The 15,407-nt window shown below is 74.4% G+C and carries 14 protein-coding genes and 1 riboswitch; of the genes, 5 read left to right on the top strand and 9 right to left on the bottom strand.

Translation table 11 applies throughout. The features are described 5' to 3' along the window. Positions 1 to 55 precede the first annotated feature (55 nt). Genes DLJ47_RS10805 through DLJ47_RS10795 form a run of 3 tightly spaced genes read right to left on the bottom strand, consistent with a single transcriptional unit; the run spans position 56 to position 3,561 of the window. Complete coding sequence (locus DLJ47_RS10805) at positions 56 to 2,311, bottom strand: heavy metal translocating P-type ATPase (protein ID WP_109899929.1); 2,256 nt, start codon at positions 2,309 to 2,311, stop codon at positions 56 to 58. Positions 2,312 to 2,321: 10 nt separating this feature from the next. Continuing rightward, on the bottom strand, positions 2,322 to 3,317 hold the full coding sequence (locus DLJ47_RS10800; protein WP_109899905.1) for a hypothetical protein: 996 nt from the start codon (positions 3,315 to 3,317) through the stop codon (positions 2,322 to 2,324). 34 nt (positions 3,318 to 3,351) lie between these two features. Further along, the gene (locus DLJ47_RS10795) at positions 3,352 to 3,561 is read right to left on the bottom strand and encodes a heavy-metal-associated domain-containing protein (protein WP_109899904.1); all 210 of its coding nucleotides are present in this window, start codon (positions 3,559 to 3,561) and stop codon (positions 3,352 to 3,354) included. A gap of 151 nt (positions 3,562 to 3,712) precedes the next feature. Between DLJ47_RS10795 and DLJ47_RS10790 the strand changes: the two genes are divergently transcribed. Next, positions 3,713 to 4,009 carry a metal-sensitive transcriptional regulator gene (locus DLJ47_RS10790; protein ID WP_088997186.1) on the top strand — a complete coding sequence of 99 codons (297 nt, stop codon included), beginning with the start codon at positions 3,713 to 3,715 and terminating at the stop codon, positions 4,007 to 4,009. A 106-nt stretch (positions 4,010 to 4,115) separates the two neighbouring features. Here the strand turns inward: DLJ47_RS10790 and DLJ47_RS10785 are convergent, their stop codons facing one another. The 3 genes from DLJ47_RS10785 to DLJ47_RS10775 all read right to left on the bottom strand — a co-directional run bounded on the left by DLJ47_RS10785 (position 4,116) and on the right by DLJ47_RS10775 (position 7,561). After that, positions 4,116 to 4,736, bottom strand: coding sequence for a DUF305 domain-containing protein (locus DLJ47_RS10785; RefSeq protein ID WP_109899903.1), 621 nt, complete (start codon positions 4,734 to 4,736; stop codon positions 4,116 to 4,118). A 76-nt stretch (positions 4,737 to 4,812) separates the two neighbouring features. Further along, entirely contained in the window at positions 4,813 to 5,382 is a 570-nt protein-coding gene (locus tag DLJ47_RS10780) for a hypothetical protein (protein WP_146228071.1), read from the bottom strand. Positions 5,383 to 5,392: 10 nt separating this feature from the next. Then, entirely contained in the window at positions 5,393 to 7,561 is a 2,169-nt protein-coding gene (locus DLJ47_RS10775) for a heavy metal translocating P-type ATPase (protein ID WP_109899901.1), read from the bottom strand. A gap of 322 nt (positions 7,562 to 7,883) precedes the next feature. Between DLJ47_RS10775 and DLJ47_RS10770 the strand changes: the two genes are divergently transcribed. Together DLJ47_RS10770 and DLJ47_RS10765 are read left to right on the top strand one after the other, a co-directional pair. Next, the gene (locus tag DLJ47_RS10770) at positions 7,884 to 9,260 is read left to right on the top strand and encodes a YibE/F family protein (RefSeq protein WP_109899900.1); all 1,377 of its coding nucleotides are present in this window, start codon (positions 7,884 to 7,886) and stop codon (positions 9,258 to 9,260) included. A 166-nt stretch (positions 9,261 to 9,426) separates the two neighbouring features. Next, a riboswitch (cyclic di-AMP (ydaO/yuaA leader) is annotated at positions 9,427 to 9,557 on the top strand. Between the two features lie 4 nt (positions 9,558 to 9,561). Beyond that, the gene (locus DLJ47_RS10765; RefSeq protein ID WP_109899899.1) at positions 9,562 to 10,578 is read left to right on the top strand and encodes a coiled-coil domain-containing protein; all 1,017 of its coding nucleotides are present in this window, start codon (positions 9,562 to 9,564) and stop codon (positions 10,576 to 10,578) included. A 78-nt stretch (positions 10,579 to 10,656) separates the two neighbouring features. Here DLJ47_RS10765 and DLJ47_RS10760 read toward each other — a convergent pair whose 3' ends face one another. Next, a complete protein-coding gene (locus tag DLJ47_RS10760) occupies positions 10,657 to 11,367 on the bottom strand; it encodes a carbonic anhydrase (protein WP_109899898.1) in 711 nt (236 codons plus the stop codon). A 237-nt stretch (positions 11,368 to 11,604) separates the two neighbouring features. On the opposite strand from DLJ47_RS10760, the gene DLJ47_RS10755 reads away from it, so the two are divergent. Both DLJ47_RS10755 and mycP read left to right on the top strand, forming a co-directional pair. Further along, positions 11,605 to 11,946 (top strand): helix-turn-helix transcriptional regulator, encoded by a 342-nt coding sequence (locus tag DLJ47_RS10755; protein ID WP_088997179.1) that lies wholly within the window; start codon positions 11,605 to 11,607, stop codon positions 11,944 to 11,946. A gap of 136 nt (positions 11,947 to 12,082) precedes the next feature. Continuing rightward, complete coding sequence (gene mycP, locus DLJ47_RS10750; protein ID WP_233257769.1) at positions 12,083 to 13,330, top strand: type VII secretion-associated serine protease mycosin; 1,248 nt, start codon at positions 12,083 to 12,085, stop codon at positions 13,328 to 13,330. Between the two features lie 130 nt (positions 13,331 to 13,460). On the opposite strand, the gene DLJ47_RS35690 is transcribed toward mycP, so the two are convergent. Together DLJ47_RS35690 and DLJ47_RS10740 are read right to left on the bottom strand one after the other, a co-directional pair. Continuing rightward, the gene (locus DLJ47_RS35690; RefSeq protein ID WP_158289809.1) at positions 13,461 to 14,759 is read right to left on the bottom strand and encodes a WXG100 family type VII secretion target; all 1,299 of its coding nucleotides are present in this window, start codon (positions 14,757 to 14,759) and stop codon (positions 13,461 to 13,463) included. Between the two features lie 15 nt (positions 14,760 to 14,774). Continuing rightward, the gene (locus tag DLJ47_RS10740; RefSeq protein ID WP_109899895.1) at positions 14,775 to 15,341 is read right to left on the bottom strand and encodes a hypothetical protein; all 567 of its coding nucleotides are present in this window, start codon (positions 15,339 to 15,341) and stop codon (positions 14,775 to 14,777) included. Positions 15,342 to 15,407 lie beyond the last annotated feature (66 nt).

Genomic DNA, 15,407 nt, shown 5'->3' with positions numbered 1-15,407 from the left:
TTCCGGTACGTCCCGGATGTACCCCGTGACCCGGTCCGCCAACCGCCGGCGCCGGTCAGCCGACCGGCCGGAAGCCGCGCAGCCGGAGGCTGTTGGCCACCACGAAGACCGAGGAGAAGGCCATCGCGGCACCGGCGATCATCGGGTTGAGCAGCCCGGCGGCGGCCAGCGGCAGGGCTGCCACGTTGTAGGCGAAGGCCCAGAACAGGTTGCCCTTGATGATGCCGAGGGTGCGCCGGGAGAGCCGGATCGCGTCGACCGCGGCGGTCAGGTCGCCGCGCACCAGGGTCAGGTCGCTCGCCTCGATCGCGACGTCCGTGCCGGTCCCCATGGCCAGGCCCAGGTCGGCCCGGGCCAGGGCGGCGGCGTCGTTGACCCCGTCGCCGACCATCGCCACGACCTTTCCCTCGGCCTGGAGCCGGGCGACCACGTCCACCTTGTCGGCCGGCAGCACCTCGGCGATCACCTCGTCGATGCCCACCTCGGCGGCCACCGCCCGGGCCACGGTGGCGTTGTCGCCGGTCAGCAGCACCGGGGTCAGACCGAGCGCGCGCAGCCCGGCGACGGCCGCCCGGCTGGTCGGCTTGACCACGTCGGCCACCGCGAGGACGCCGCGGGCCTGCCCGTCCCAGCCGGCCAGCACGGCCGTCCGGCCGGCGGCCTCCGCCGTGGTCGCCGCCCGCTCGACCTCCTCCGGTACGTCGTACCCGCGCTCGCGCAGCAGCCGGAGCCGGCCGACCAGCACCTCGCGGCCCTCGACCGTGCCGGTCACGCCGAGCCCTTCGACGTTGGCGAAGCCGGTCACCGGGGGCAGCGCCCCGGCCTCGGCGGCACCGGTGGCGACCGCCCGGGCGATCGGGTGCTCGGAGGCGGCCTCCAGGGCGCCGGCCAGCCGGAGCAGTTCCGCCCGCTCCTCGCCGGCCGCCGGCAGCACGTCGACCAGGGTCATCCGGCCGGTGGTGACCGTGCCGGTCTTGTCCAGCACCACGGTGTCCACCTGCCGGGTGGACTCCAGCACCTCCGGACCCTTGATCAGGATGCCGAGCTGGGCACCCCGACCGGTGCCGACCAGCAGCGCGGTCGGCGTGGCCAGGCCGAGCGCGCACGGGCAGGCGATGATGAGCACGGCCACCGCCGCGGTGAACGCGGCGGTCGGGCCGGCTCCGGTGCCGAGCCACCAGCCCAGCGTGCCGGCGGCCAGCGCGATCACCACCGGGACGAAGAACCCGGAGATCCGGTCGGCCAGCCGCTGCACTGCCGCCTTGCCGGTCTGCGCCTCCTCCACCAGCCGGGCCATCTGCGCCAGCTGGGTGTCGCCGCCGATCCGGGTCGCGGTGACCACCAGTCGTCCGCCCGCGTTGATGGTGGCGCCGACCACGGTGTCGCCCGGGCCGACCTCGACCGGCACCGACTCGCCGGTCAGCATGCTGGCGTCGACGGCCGAGGTGCCCTCGTCGACCACACCGTCGGTGGCGATCTTCTCGCCGGGGCGGACCACGAACCGGTCCCCCACCGCGAGCTGGTCGACCGGGATCCGGGTCTCGGTGCCGCCGCGCAGCACCGCGACGTCCCGGGCGCCGAGCTCCAGCAGGGCGCGCAGGGCGGCGCCGGCGGTCCGCTTGGAGCGGGCCTCGAAGTAGCGGCCGGCGAGGATGAACACGGTCACCCCGGCCGCCGCCTCCAGGTAGATGTTGCCGGCGCCGTCGGTACGGCTGATGTCGAAGCTGAACGGGTGGGTCATCCCCGGCGTGCCGGCGGTGCCGAGGAACAGCGCCCAGACCGACCACCCGAACGCGGCCAGGGTGCCGAGCGAGACCAGGGTGTCCATGGTCGCCGCACCGTGCCGCAGGTTGATCCAGGCCGCCCGGTGGAACGGCAGGCCGCCGTAGACCACGACCGGGGCGGCCAGGGTCAGTGACAGCCACTGCCAGTAGTCGAACTGCCAGGCCGGCACCATGGCCAGCACGATCACCGGGACGGTCAGCACGACCGAGACCCAGAGCCGGGTACGCAGGGCGCGCAGCTCGTCCACCGGCTCGGCGGCCGGTTCCGTACCCGCCGGTGCGGGCGGGGGCGGCACAACGGCGGTGTAGCCGGTCTTCTCCACCGTGGCGATCAGGTCCGCCGGGCTGACCTCGTCCACGTACTGGACGGTGGCCTTCTCGGTGGCGTAGTTGACAGTGGCGGTGACGCCGTCCATCCGGTTCAGCTTCTTCTCGATGCGGGCGGCGCAGGAGGCGCAGGTCATCCCGCCGATCGCCAGCTCGATCCGGTTCGGTGCCATCGGTAGCGGCTTGCTCGTGGTGGTCATCACGGTCCCGTCAGTCGTGCCCGTGGCCGGGGGTGCCGTGGTCGGCACCGGCGGTCGGTGCGGGGGTGCTCGTGCCGGAGGGCGCCGGGACGGCCGGCGGGCCGCCGGCCGGGGCGCCGGGGTTCCCGGCGACGACGGTGAACTCGGCGGTGTGCACCGTCCCGCCGTGCTTGAAGTCCAGGTAGAGCCGGTAGGCGCCGGCCGAGGGCACCTCGGCGAAGAAGGTCACCTCGGGGCCGGACCGGGTCCGCCCGTCGCCGGGCGCGCCGTCCGGGTGCACGTGCAGGTACGCCAGGTCGCCCTGGCGCAACGCCACCAGGTGCCCGTACGCGCCCAGGTAGGGCTCCAGGTCGGTGACCGGGGCGCCGTCGCGGCTCACGGTCAGGGTCAGCTCGGCGGTGCGGCCGGGCTGCGGGGTGCCGGCGAGGGTGACGGTGTAGCCGTCGACAGTGGTGCTGGTCGCCGGCGCCGGCAGCGGCACCTCGGTCAGCGCGCCCGGGACGGTCACGTCCACGCCGAGCGTCAGCGGCTCGGCGCCGGTGGGCGTGAAGTCGGCGAACGCCCGCCAGACGCCCGGGCCGGCCAGCGGCGAGGCGACCCGCCAGGTGCCGTCCGGCGCCATCTCGGGGTGCACGTGCCGGAAGCCGGAGAGGTCGCGGCGGGCCACGATCAGGTGCATCCGCTTGTCGTGCGCCACGTCGTAGGCGGTGACCGGCGAGCCGTCCGGGCCGGTGACCCGGAAGGCGAACTCGTCCGCCGGGGCGGCCACCCGTTGCAGGGTGTAGCCGCGGTCGGAGACCAGCAGGCCACCGGGGAGGTGCTCCGCCGGCCCGGCCGGGTCGGCGTGGCCGCCCCCGTCGGCGGCCGCGTGGCCACCGCCGCTGTCGTCGTGACTGGTCTCGGCGGCGGGGGCGACGGGACCGGCCACCTGGCCGATCCCGTACGCCGCGCCGAACACCGCCGCGAGGCCGAGGGCGAAGCCGCTCAGCTTCGTCGCCGTGTTCATCGTGGTTACCTCGGTTTCCTGGGCCGGCGACCGGTCACGCGCCGACGAGGTCGTAACCGGCCTCGTCGACCGCGGCGCGCACGGTGTCGGTGTCCAACGGCTGCTCACTGGTGACGGTGACCTGGCCGGTGGCCAGGTCGACCTGGACGTCGGTGACGCCCGGCACGGCGCCCACCTCGGCGCTGACCGAGCTGACGCAGTGCCCGCAGGTCATGCCCTGCACCTGGTACGTCGTGGTGACCATCGGAGTTCTCCTCTCGCCACCTCCACCATATACCCCTGGGGGGTAAGACGGAGGCAGACTGCTGCCATTGCTCTGTTACCGATACCCGGTGGGGGTACCCGGACAACAAGGACCGTACCATACCCCCCAGGGGTAGGCTATCCTTGTCCCCATGACCTCACCCACGCCCGTCCGGGGCTACACCGCCAGCAAGGACCAGCTCCTCGCACGGCTCCGCCGCGTCGAGGGGCAGGTGCGCGGCATCGAGAAAATGGTCGACGAGGACCGCTACTGCATCGACGTGCTCACCCAGATCTCCGCCATCCAGGCGGCGCTCGACAAGGTCGCCCTCGGCCTGCTCGACGGGCACGCCCGGCACTGCATGCACGAGGGCGCCGCCGAGGGCCGCGCCGACGAGATGGCCACCGAGATGATGGCCGCCGTCGGCCGCCTCATGAAGCGCGGCTGACCCGTCCCGCCGCCGGCGCCCATGAAGCACGGCTGACCCGGGTGCCGCCGGCCGGCCGGAGCCCGGGCCCGGCCACCGGAACGGCGCGCGGGCCCGGGCGTCGGCGTCAGAGCCGGGCCAGGATCTCCCGCATCGTGGTGATCTCGGCCCGCTGAGCAGTGATGATCTCCTGGGCGAGCTTCTTCGCGTCCGGGTTCGCGCCCTCGGCGAGCTCGTCCTCGGCCATCGTGATCGCACCCTCGTGGTGGGCGATCATCATGGTCAGGAACTGCCGGTCGAATTCCCGACCGGACACGGCCGCCAACCGCGCCATGTCGGCCGCGGACATCATGCCGGGCATGCCGTGGTCCATGTGTGGCATCTTCCCGCCCGGGGACGGCATCGGCCGGCCCCAGGCGGCCAGCCACCCGCTCATGGTGGCGATCTCCGGCGCCTGGGCCGCCTTGATCTGCCCGGCGAGCCGCTTGACCGCCGGGTCGGCGGCCCGGGTGGCGGCCAGGTCGGCCATCTCCACGGCCTGCTGGTGGTGCGGGATCATCATCTGGGCGAACATGACGTCGGCCGGGCCGAACGCGGACGCGTCGGCGGACGCGCCGCTGGCGGTGGATCGGGGCTGGTCGTGCCCCATCCCGGAGGGCGAGTGGTCCCCGGCACAGCCGGTCAGGGCGAGTACGACGGTGGCGGCGCCGGCCAGGGCGGCCCGGCGCGCGATGGTAGGAGTGAACACGGTTCGACCCTTCGGATTCGGTGTCTACGCAGCAGGGCGGGGACGCGGAACCGGAACCGTTCCGCGCCGGGCTCGCCTATCTGCGCAGCACCGCGACCGTGCTGAGCCGTAGTCCGATCGGCTCTGGTGGCGGGGCCCGCGGCGGAGAGGTGGATCGGTGCGCTCGCCGCCCACCCGGCCCCGCAGACCGCCAACCGGTGAACAGCAGCACCGCGACCAGCAACGACACCGCGAGGGTGCCGAGCACGGCCAGGCAGACCGCCCAGCCGGGCATTTCCTCGCCCCCGGCACCGCCGGACGGCAGCAGCCGGTCGGTCTGGCAGCCGTCCGGACAGCCACCGGCGTCCGTGGCGGCGACGACCGTACGCCCGGTCGCGTGGACCGCGCCGAGCCCCACGGTGGCGGTCCCGCCGGCTCCGGCGGCGACTGCCGCGTGGCCCGCGGCGGCCTCGGGTCCGTCGGCCAGCGGGCCGATGCGGGCGGCTGAGTCGTGGTCAGCGGCGGCTGAGCCGTGGCCGGCGGCACCGGCGCCGTGATCGGCGTGCCTGTCGTGGCCGAGGGTGTGCATGGCGGCCAGCCCGAAGAGCGTCACGAACAGCAGGAGCCGGGTCCACCGCCCGAGCGACACCGCCGCCATCGTCCGCACGGCTACCACGCTAGCCCGCCGCGCGATCCGCCGCGGCGGCACCGGCCGGTTCGCTTCCGGGGCCGACCGGCCCCGTCGGGCCGAGTTGGACCCGGCGCAGCAGTTGGGCGTTGAGCGCCACCACGATGGTCGAGGCGGACATCAGCACGGCCGCGAGCGCCGGGCTCAGCGCCAGCCCCGCCCAGGCCAGCACCCCGGCGGCCAGCGGCAGCGCGACCACGTTGTAGCCGGCCGCCCAGGCCAGGTTCTGCAGCATCTTCCGGTACGACGCGCGAGAGAGCCGGATCACGCCGGTCACCCCGCGCGGGTCGGACGAGGCGAGCACCACCCCGGCCGACTCGATCGCCACGTCGGTGCCCGCGCCGATCGCGATCCCGACGTCGGCCCGAGCCAGCGCCGGGGCGTCGTTCACCCCGTCACCGACCATCGCCACGGTCAGCCCGCGCCGCTGCAACTCGGTCACCTTGCCGTCCTTGTCGGCCGGCAGCACCTCGGCGAAGACCTCGTCGACGCCGGGAGTGAAGCCGAGGTCGGCGGCGACCGCCTCGGCGACCGGCCGGGCGTCCCCGGTGATCATGGCGATGGTCCGGACGCCCTGGGCGCGCAGCTCGGCGATCGCCTCCCGCGCCTCGGGGCGCACCTCGTCGGTGAGGGCGAAGGCGCCCAGCGCGGTGTCCGGCAACCGCACCAGGTACAGCACCGCCGCACCCCGGGCCGACCAGCGGTCGGTCGCCGTCGCCAGCTCGTCCGGCAGCCGTACGCCCAGCTCGCGCAGCAGTGCCGGGCCGCCCACGGCGTACTCCCGCCCGGCGACGGTGGCCTGGACGCCGCGGCCCGGCAGCGAGCGGAACCCGGTGGCCGGGGCCGGACCGCCGCGTGGGCCGGCGGCGGCGACGATCGCCCGGGCCAGCGGGTGCTCGCTGTCGGACTCCACCCCGGCGGCGACCCGCAGCAGGTCGTCGGGGTCGGAGCCGGCCGCCGCCGCCCGATCGGTGACCGCGTGTTCGCCCCGGGTCAGCGTGCCGGTCTTGTCGAACAGCACCGCGTCGACGGTGCGCATCCGCTCCAGCGCCAGCCGGTCCTTGACCAGGATGCCGGAGCTCGCGGCGAGCCCGGTGGAGAGCGCGATCACCAGCGGAATGGCCAGGCCCAGCGCGTGCGGGCAGGCGATCACCAGCACCGTGACGGTCCGGACCACCGCCTCGTCCCGGTCGCCGAGCGCGGTCCAGACCAGCACGGTGAGCACGGCGGTGGCGGTGGCGACGTAGAACAGCCCGGCGGCGAACCGGTCGGCCAGCACCTGGGCCCGTCCGCTGGACTGCTGGGCCTGGGCGACCATGCGCTGGATGCCGGCGAGCGTGGTCTCCTCGCCGAGCGCCTCGACGCGGACCCGCACCGCCGAGTCGGTGGCCACCGTGCCGGCCACCACCCGGTCGCCGACCGAGCGTGGCACCGGCCGGGACTCGCCGGTGATCATCGACTCGTCCAGCTCGGCGGCGCCGTCCACCACCCGGCCGTCCGCCGGCACCCGGCCGCCCGGCCGGACCAGCACCACGTCGGCGACCCGCAACTCGGCCACCGCAACCCGCTCCAGCCCGCCGTCCCCGGTGACCCGCTCGGCGTCGTCGGGCAGCAGCGCGGCCAGCGCGGCCAGGGCGCCGCGGGCCTGCCCGATCGCCTTCATCTCCTGCCAGTGCCCGAGCAGCATGATGGTGACCAGGGCGGCCAGCTCCCACCAGAAGTCCAGGTCGAAGGCGCCCAGACTGGTGGCCAGCGAGGCGGCGTAGGCGACCGTGATCGCCATGGCGACCAGCAGCATCATCCCCGGCGCGCGGTCGCGCACCTCGCGCACGGCACCGACCAGGAACGGCCAGCCGCCCCACCAGAAGACCACCGAGCCGAGCACCGGCCCCACCCAGGACCGGCCCGGGAACTCCAGCGGGTAGCCCAGCCAGTCCATCACCATGTGGCTGGTGGCCACCACCGGCAGGGTGAGCAGCAGGCAGAGCCAGAACCGGCGGCGGAACATCTCCGGGTCGTGCCCGGCGTGCTTGTCGTGCCCACCGTGCCCACCGTGCCCGCCGTGCCCGCCGTGCTCGGCGCGCCCGCCGCCCCGCTGGGGCCGGCCGTGGCCGGCGCGCGGCGCGCCGTCGTGGCGGGGCGGGGTCTGCTCGGCCATGCCTCCAACATCCCCGACCGGGGCCGCCCGCGCGGGCCAACCGGCGGGTCCGGTGCCCGACACCACCCCGCGCGACCAGCGACCGGATGCCGGGATGGCTACGATTCGGCACGATGGCCCTTCGGATCTCGCACCATCCGACCCGCCGCCGGGCACCGGCGCCGCCGACCGCACGGGGCCGGCCGGCCGCCGGGCCGACGGTACGTGGTCGCGTCGCCACCCTCGGGCGATCCCACCCACGATTCCGGCCGGCCCGACGGCGGCACTGAACCGACCGGCCCGCCGACACGTACCACGCCCCGGATTCGTTGGGAGACACTCAATGGGCGCCGACCACAACCGTCCCGCTCCGTCCGCCCCGCCCGGGGTGCGGCGGATCCTCGTCGCGACGGTGGTCCCGCTCGTCGTGGTCACGGTGGTCGCCGCCCTGCTGCTCTGGCCCCGCGACTCCCCCGGGGTCGACCAGGGCACCGATCCGCCCCGCTACCACGGCACCGTCACCCGCGTGGTGACCGAGGCCTGCCCGCCGACCCCGGAGACGCCGGAGGGCGGCAGCGCCGCGGGGCCGTGCGGCACGGTCACCGTCAAGGTGGCTGACGGCCCGGACACCGGCCGCGAGGTGCAGACGCCGGTGCCGAGCGGCCCCGGCGCCCCGGCCGTCGCGGTGGGTGACGAGATCATCCTGGTCGAGCTGACCGACCCGGCCGACCCGACGGCGAGCAGCTACAACATCGCCGAGCACCAGCGCGGCAAGCCGCTGGTCTGGCTGGTGCTGCTCTTCGCCGCCGCCATCGTGGCGTTCGGCCGGTGGCGCGGGCTGGCCGCGCTGGCGGGCCTGGCCGCCAGCTTCGCCATCCTGCTCGCCTTCGTGCTGCCCGGGATCAGCGCCGGCGGGTCGCCGCTGCTGATCGCGATCGTCGGCGCCGCGCTCATCATGTTCGTGGTGCTGTACCTGACCCACGGGGTGACCGCGCAGACCTCGGTGGCGGTGCTCGGCACGCTCGGCAGCCTGGTGCTCACCGGGGTCCTGGGCACCCTCGCCACCGCCGCCACCCACCTCACCGGGTACGGCTCCGAGGACGCGACCACGCTGTCGATGTTCCAGGCCGACGTGGACCTGCACGGGCTGCTGCTGGCCGGGATCATCATCGGCTCGCTCGGCGTGCTCGACGACGTCACGGTGACCCAGGCCGCCACGGTCACCGAACTGGCGCACGCCAACCCGGGCCTGTCCCGGCTCCAGCTCTACCGCGCGGCGACCCGGGTCGGCCGGGCGCACATCGCCTCGACGGTGAACACCATCGTGCTGGCGTACGCGGGCGCGTCGCTGCCGCTGCTGCTCCTGCTCACCGCGGACTCCCGGTCGGTGACCCAGATCCTGACCAGCGAGTTCCTCGCCCAGGAGATCGTCCGCAGCGCGGTCGCCACCCTCGGGCTGATCGCCGCCGTGCCGCTGACCACCGCGCTCGCCGCGCTGGTGACCACGGCCGGCCGCGCCACCGCGCGTACCGGCGACGGCGACGGCGGCGATGGCGGCGGTGCCGGTGACGAGCCGTCGCGTACCCGGGAAGGTTCCCGGCCGGTCCCGGACCGGGCCGAGGCGCTGCGGGCGCTGACCGCACCGCGTGCCGGAAACACGTCCTCCGCCACCTCCACCGGGTGGCCCGATCCGGACAGGAGCACGGACGCCACATGGTGAGACTCCGTAGCGTGACCGTCCAGGCCGGCGAGCTTGATAAACGCGTCACTGGTCACCCTCCGCCGTTACGAAATAACGCATTTAGTCGGCTTCGGGACGTAGATCCACCGGTGGACTCTCGGGTAACCTCGCTGCCGGTCACCGCCGAAGGCGCGCAGCGGCGCCTGCGGTGCCGCCGCCCAATCGCCGCCAGGCGAGCCGGGGACCCAGGTACGTGGGGTGAGTCCGCGACAGCGGTAGGGGCCACTTCCGCCCCGAACCCGTCAGCTAACCCGGTCGGCGGTCGACGGAAGGGAACACTGTGACGGCACCCCTACGCCGCTGGTTGACACCTGTGGTGGCCGTGTTCGCCGCCTTGGCCGTCCTTGCCGGGCCCCTCCCGGCGTCGGCCGCACCCGCCACCCCCAAGCCCTCGGGGCACGAGGACGGCGACTCGAAGCTGATCACGGATGTGATCGAGTCGACCAACCGGAACTACTCGCAGGCGAAGTCCCGGCTGGAGAAGTCCAAGAAGCGCCAGCTGGAACTCGCGCTGGAGGTCGACCGGGCCCAGGCCGAGCTGAACGCGCTCGCCCCGCAGGTCAGCCAGCTCGCCACCCAGTCGTACCGGACGGGACGCATCGGCGCCGTGGCCATGCTGCTGGAGGCCAACAACCCGGACACGTTCGTCAAGCGGGCCACCGCCCTGGACGAGCTGAACATGGTCAACGCCAAGAAGCTCGCCGAGATCAACGAGGTGAAGACCCGCGCCGAGCAGGCGAAGCTGGCGCTCGAGGCGGAGATCCGCGAGCAGCAGAAGCAGACCAACCTGATGGCCAAGAACAAGCGCGACGCGGAGAAGGCGCTGGCGCTGGTCGGCGGGCTGGGCTTCACCGGCGGCCTGGTGTCGGCCACCTCGCCGGTCGCCCGGATCGCCCCGGGCCGCACCGCCGACGGCGACTGGAAGGCCGAGTCGTGCAGCGAGAACGACCCGACCACCTCCGGCTGTATCACGCCCCGGACGCTGCACATGTACAAGGAGGTCAAGCGGGCCGGGTTCAACCGGTTCGTCGGCTGCTACCGCCCCGGTGGCCCCTGGGAGCACCCGAAGGGCCGGGCCTGCGACTGGTCGCTGCAGAAGAGCGGCTTCTCCCCCTGGCACAACAAGGACACCCGGATGTACGGCAACAACCTCGCCGCGTTCCTGATCCGGAACGCGGACCGGCTGGGCGTCTACTACGTGATCTGGAACCGGCAGATCTGGTTCCCGGCGACCGGCTGGAAGTCGTACAGCGGGCCGTCGAACCACACCGACCACGTGCACGTCTCACTGCTGTAGCGACAGCCTGAGATCGCGCGACGCGAGGGCCGCTCCCGGTGGGACGGCCCTCGCACCGTCTTCGGCGACGGGGTGCGGTCAGGCGGCGGCCGGGGTCGGGTCCGCCGCCTGGTCGGGCAGGTCGCCGGCGGCGGTCACCGTCCGCACCTCGCCGGCGGCCAGCCGGTACGACATCCCGACCACCGCGCAGCGCCCGGCGGCCACCTCGGCGGCCAGTACGGCCGAGCTGCCCAGCATCGCCTCGACGGTGTGCGCGATGTGGATGTCGACGATCCCGTTCACGTCGGTCACCCCCTCGGCCTCGGCCCGACGCAGGCTGGGCATCATGGCGTCCACCACCGCCCCCAGGTGACCGGCCGGGGACGTGTCCGTCTCCACCGCGGTCCTGGCCGCCTGCACCGCGCCGCACGAGTCGTGCCCGAGCACGACCACCAGCGGCGTGCCGAGGACGGTCACCGCGTACTCGACGCTGCCGAGCACCTCGGGGCCGGTGGTGTGCCCGGCGGTCCGGACCACGAAGAGATCGCCGAGGCCCCGGTCGAAGATGATCTCGGCGGCCAGCCGGGAGTCGGAGCAGCCCACGATCACCGCGAAGGGGTGCTGCCCGTCGGCGACCGCGGCACGGTGCCCGGCATCCTGATTGGGATGGCGCGGGATTCCGGAGACGAATCGCCGGTTGCCGGCGGACAACTCGGCCAGCGCCTGCGCCGGGGTGGTCGGTGTGACCACCGGCCCCGTCGACTCCGGTGGCGGACCCGGCTGGGCGCCGGGCGAACCGGGACGGCTCATCCCCTCACCTCGTCCCTCGACGTACGTGACCTGGGCAATCCCGGCCGACGTCGGACGCGGGCTGCCACCACGGTCACACTCTGCACAAGATACGTCAAGATATACGTGATATGCGTTTCATGTATTCCGGAACGCTTGCGCGCGGGCGACGACCCGTCCGAGCGTCCGCGGAAGTCGTCAGCGCCGGTCGGTGGGCGGGCGAGGGCGTGCCGGTGGATCGGCGCGGCGGGCCATACGATGGCGGACATGGCGACGACGAGCGGCGAGAACGGGAGCAACCGGAACTGGACGTTCCTCACCAACCACGGGCACGTGCTGCTCGCCATCGCCCGCAATCCCACCGCCCGGCTGCGTGACGTCGCCGACGAGGTGGGCGTCACCGAACGGGCCGCCCAGGCGATCGTCGCCGACCTGGAGGCGGGCGGCTACCTGCGCCGCACCCGGGTGGGCCGGCGCAACGAGTACACCCTCAACCCGGCCGGCCGGTTCCGCCACCCCGCCGAGAACGATCGCCAGGTCGGTGCCCTGCTGGCGCTCTTCACCGAGGAACCGGTGGCCGGCGGCGCCAACCCGTCCTGACCGGCGGGTGGTCGGGCCGCACCGGAGCCGACTCGGGGAGCCCGGCCGCCCGGGGACCGGCACCGTCGTTTCCGGGTCGATGCGAGCGGGTGCTCCCGTCACCGCACAGCGGGCGGCGCGGCGGTAGTCTCAGCGCGTGCGCGAGAGCTTCCGACCGGATGGGACAGCGCCGGTCCGCAGTGCCGGGCGGGCGGTCCGCGCCCTCCTCAGTGGAGCGGCCGCGGTGCTGCTCGCCACCCTGGTCGTACCACCGGCTCCGGCCGCCGCGGCGCCCCGCTGCGGCCCGGCCGGCCAGACTGCCCCCGCCGAGCTGCCCTGGCCGTTACGCCGGCTGGAGCCGTCGTCGGCCTGGCGGCTCTCCCGCGGCGCCGGCGTCACGGTCGCGGTGATCGACTCGGGCGTCTCGGCCATCCACCCCGTCCTCAAGGGACAGGTCCTTCAGGGCCGTGACTACAACGGGCTGGAGCAGCAGCAGGGCCAGTGCGACCGGGCCGGACACGGCACCATGGTGGCCGGCATCATCGCCGGCCGGGAGGGCACCGGGCAGCCGTTCAGCGGCATCGCGCCGCAGGCGCGGATCCTCCCGGTACGGGTGCTGCCGGACACCCGGCGCACCAACGACGAGGCCCTGCCCGGGCAGATCGCCCAGGCGATCCGGTGGGCGGTGGACAACGGCGCCGACGTGCTGAACCTGTCGCTGGTGACGCTGCCCCGGCCGGAACTCGCCGACGCCATCGAGTACGCGCTGGACAAGAAGGTGGTCGTGGTGGCGGCCGCCGGCAACCGGCAGGAGCAGCAGCAGGACCAGCCGGCCTACCCGGCCGCGTATCCCGGGGTCATCGCGGTGGCCGGGGTGGACGAGCAGGGCGGGCACGTGGGCAGTTCGGTCAGCGGCGACTACGTCGACATCGCCGCCCCGGGGCTGAACATCATCGGCCCAGCTCCGGGCGGCGAGGGATACCTCGCCGAGCCGCAGGGCGGCACCAGCTTCGCCGCCGCCTACGTCTCGGGGGCCGCCGCGCTGGTCCGCGCCGCCTACCCGGACCTGACCCCCGAGCAGGTCGCCGAGCGGCTGACCCGCACCGCGGACAGCCCACCGGACGGCCACAACGCCCAGGTGGGGTACGGGGTGGTCAACCCGTACCGGGCGGTGGCGAGCCTGCTCGGCACCCGGAGCGACCCGCCGGCCGGCGCGCTGCCGGCGCCGCCGCCCGCCGACGATCCGCTCGGCTGGCAGCGCACCGTGGCGATCTGGGTCGCCGCGATCGGGGCGCTGCTGGCCACCGTGCTGCTCGCGGTGAAGCCGATCCTGGTCCGGGGGCGGCGTCGGAGCTGGCGCCCGGGCCGTCGCCCGGCCGGCACCGACCCGGCAGCGACCAGCTGACGCTCCGCCAGCCCGCCCTGCGGGCCCAGGCGGTGGCGTGCCGCCCGTCCGGACACTCCGGCCCGCCCGGATACGCCGAGCGCCGCCCAGCCGCCGGGTGGCGGTGGACGGCGCTCGGGCCGAGGTCAGGTCAGCGCAGCACGCCGGGCGTGCCGTCGCCGTCCGCGCCCCAGACGTCCTCGTCCTCCTCCAGCCAACTGTTGCGCGGGGCCTCCTCCTCGCCGTAGCCGGCACCGCCGGCCCCGCCCATTCCGGCGACCCCGCCGCCCCGGACGCCCGCACCGCGCGCCCCGGCACCGGCGCCGGCGGCACCGGCCCGGCCACCGCCACGCGCGCCACCGGCCATGCCGCCGCCCATGGCGGGAGCCATCCCGCCGGCGAGCCGCCCACCGCGGCCACCACCCCGACCGGCGCCGGCCGCGCCGCCGCCGCCCATCATCGGCGGCATGCCGGCCGCCACCGGACGGCCGAGGGCGCCGCCGCCGGGGATCATGCCGCCGCCGGCCAGGCCGGCGCCACCGCCGCCCATCCCGCCGCCCGCGCCGAGGCCGGACGTGGCGGGCAGGCCGCCGCCGAAGCCGCCACCACCCAGGCCGGGAGCTCCGCCGCCACCGGCACCGGCCAGCCCGCTGCCGTAGTCGTCAGCGAGGCTGCCGGAGCCGGGGTAGCCGCTGCCACCCGAGCCGTACCCGCCGGAGAGGTCGGGGTGCGCGCCGGAACCGATCCCCGGGGAGCCGGTGTCCGGCATGCCGCTGGTGCTCAACGACGGGCTGCCACCGAGACCGCCGGTCGACGGCGATCCGCCGAGGCCCGGCACGCCGCCGGTCTTGCCGGCGCCGGGACCGCCACTCAGATCCGGCGTGGTGACCGTCGGGTCCGTCGAGGTGAACGGACCGGACTCGCCCGGGGTGCGCGAGTCGACGGTGGTGTAGTCGCCCCTGACCTGGTTGTAGACCTTCGCCGCTTCCTCGGACTTGTCGTTGATCCAGTCGGCGAGCGAGGTGAGCGGGTCCAGGAAGCCGAGGAAGTCCGGCTTCACCTTCATCTCGAAGAACCCGGTGTCGATCACCAGCCGGCCGTTGCGGGCCTCCAGCACGTCGTTGACGCAGCTGGCCGGGATCGGGAACTCGCGCTGGGCGGCGGTGAGCTTGTCAGCGGCCTCGTTCAGCGACCGGACGATGCCGTTCTGGCTCTCCGCGTCCTCGACGAGCTGACCGGCCCGCTTGGCGAGCCCGGTGATGTGGGTCTTGAAGGCCTCGTACGCCGGGCCCTTCCACGCGTCGCCCAGGTCCTTGACGTTGGTCTCCAGGCTCTCCTTGACGGTTCGCAGGTTCTTCAGCAGCTGCTCCCAGCCGAGCGCGGCGCTGGCCACGTCGCCTGGCCGACCGTCGATGACGATCTGCTTGCACATCTCTTCCCAGCTCGGCACGGCCACCCTCCCCGTCTACGCCTTGCCGCGGTTGCTGGACGCGGTGTTGAAGGCGTTCTGCATCTCGGCCGCCGACATCGCATTGGCGCCCTCGGCCGTCTCGTAGTTCTCCTTGACCTTCTGCAACGCGTTCGCCGCCTTGTAGAGATCCTTCGCGAGCTGGCGCATGCCCTGCTGGGTGCTGGTGTACAGACCGCTGTGCTTGCGCGCCAGGTCGCCGGCACGGTCGAAGCTGCCGAGCGGGCTCGTGCCCCCGCCCATCTCGCCGCCGCCGGCCCCCGCGGCGGTGCCGCCCATCTTGTCGGAGATCTCCACCATCTCGTACGACTGGCTGTGGATGAAGTCGGCGGTCTCCTCCAGCCACTTCTTGGCCTTCTCCAGGCTGGAGGCGTCCCACTCGGTCTTGGCGCCGGCGTCGCCCGCCCCCGGGACCAGACCGGACGGCACCTCGGCCCGGTTGACGTTGTCCATGGTGACGGCGTCCAGCGTCACGAATGGCGGCACCATGTGCGGTGGGCCGATCGGCACGTTCGGCGTGTCGATCCGGACCTCGTCCGGCTGGTCGGTCCTGTCCTTCGTCATCGGTTCCTCCCCGTCGCCGACTGAAGATCTGGCTTACTGCTGGTGCCCGCCCGGCGGGGGCGGGGG

Origin of the sequence: Micromonospora sp. S4605, from assembly GCF_003176715.1 — a bacterium.
Taxonomy (GTDB): domain Bacteria; phylum Actinomycetota; class Actinomycetes; order Mycobacteriales; family Micromonosporaceae; genus Micromonospora; species Micromonospora echinaurantiaca.
Note: the sequence above shows the minus strand (reverse complement) of the source record. Positions and strands in the feature narration are given on the sequence as shown.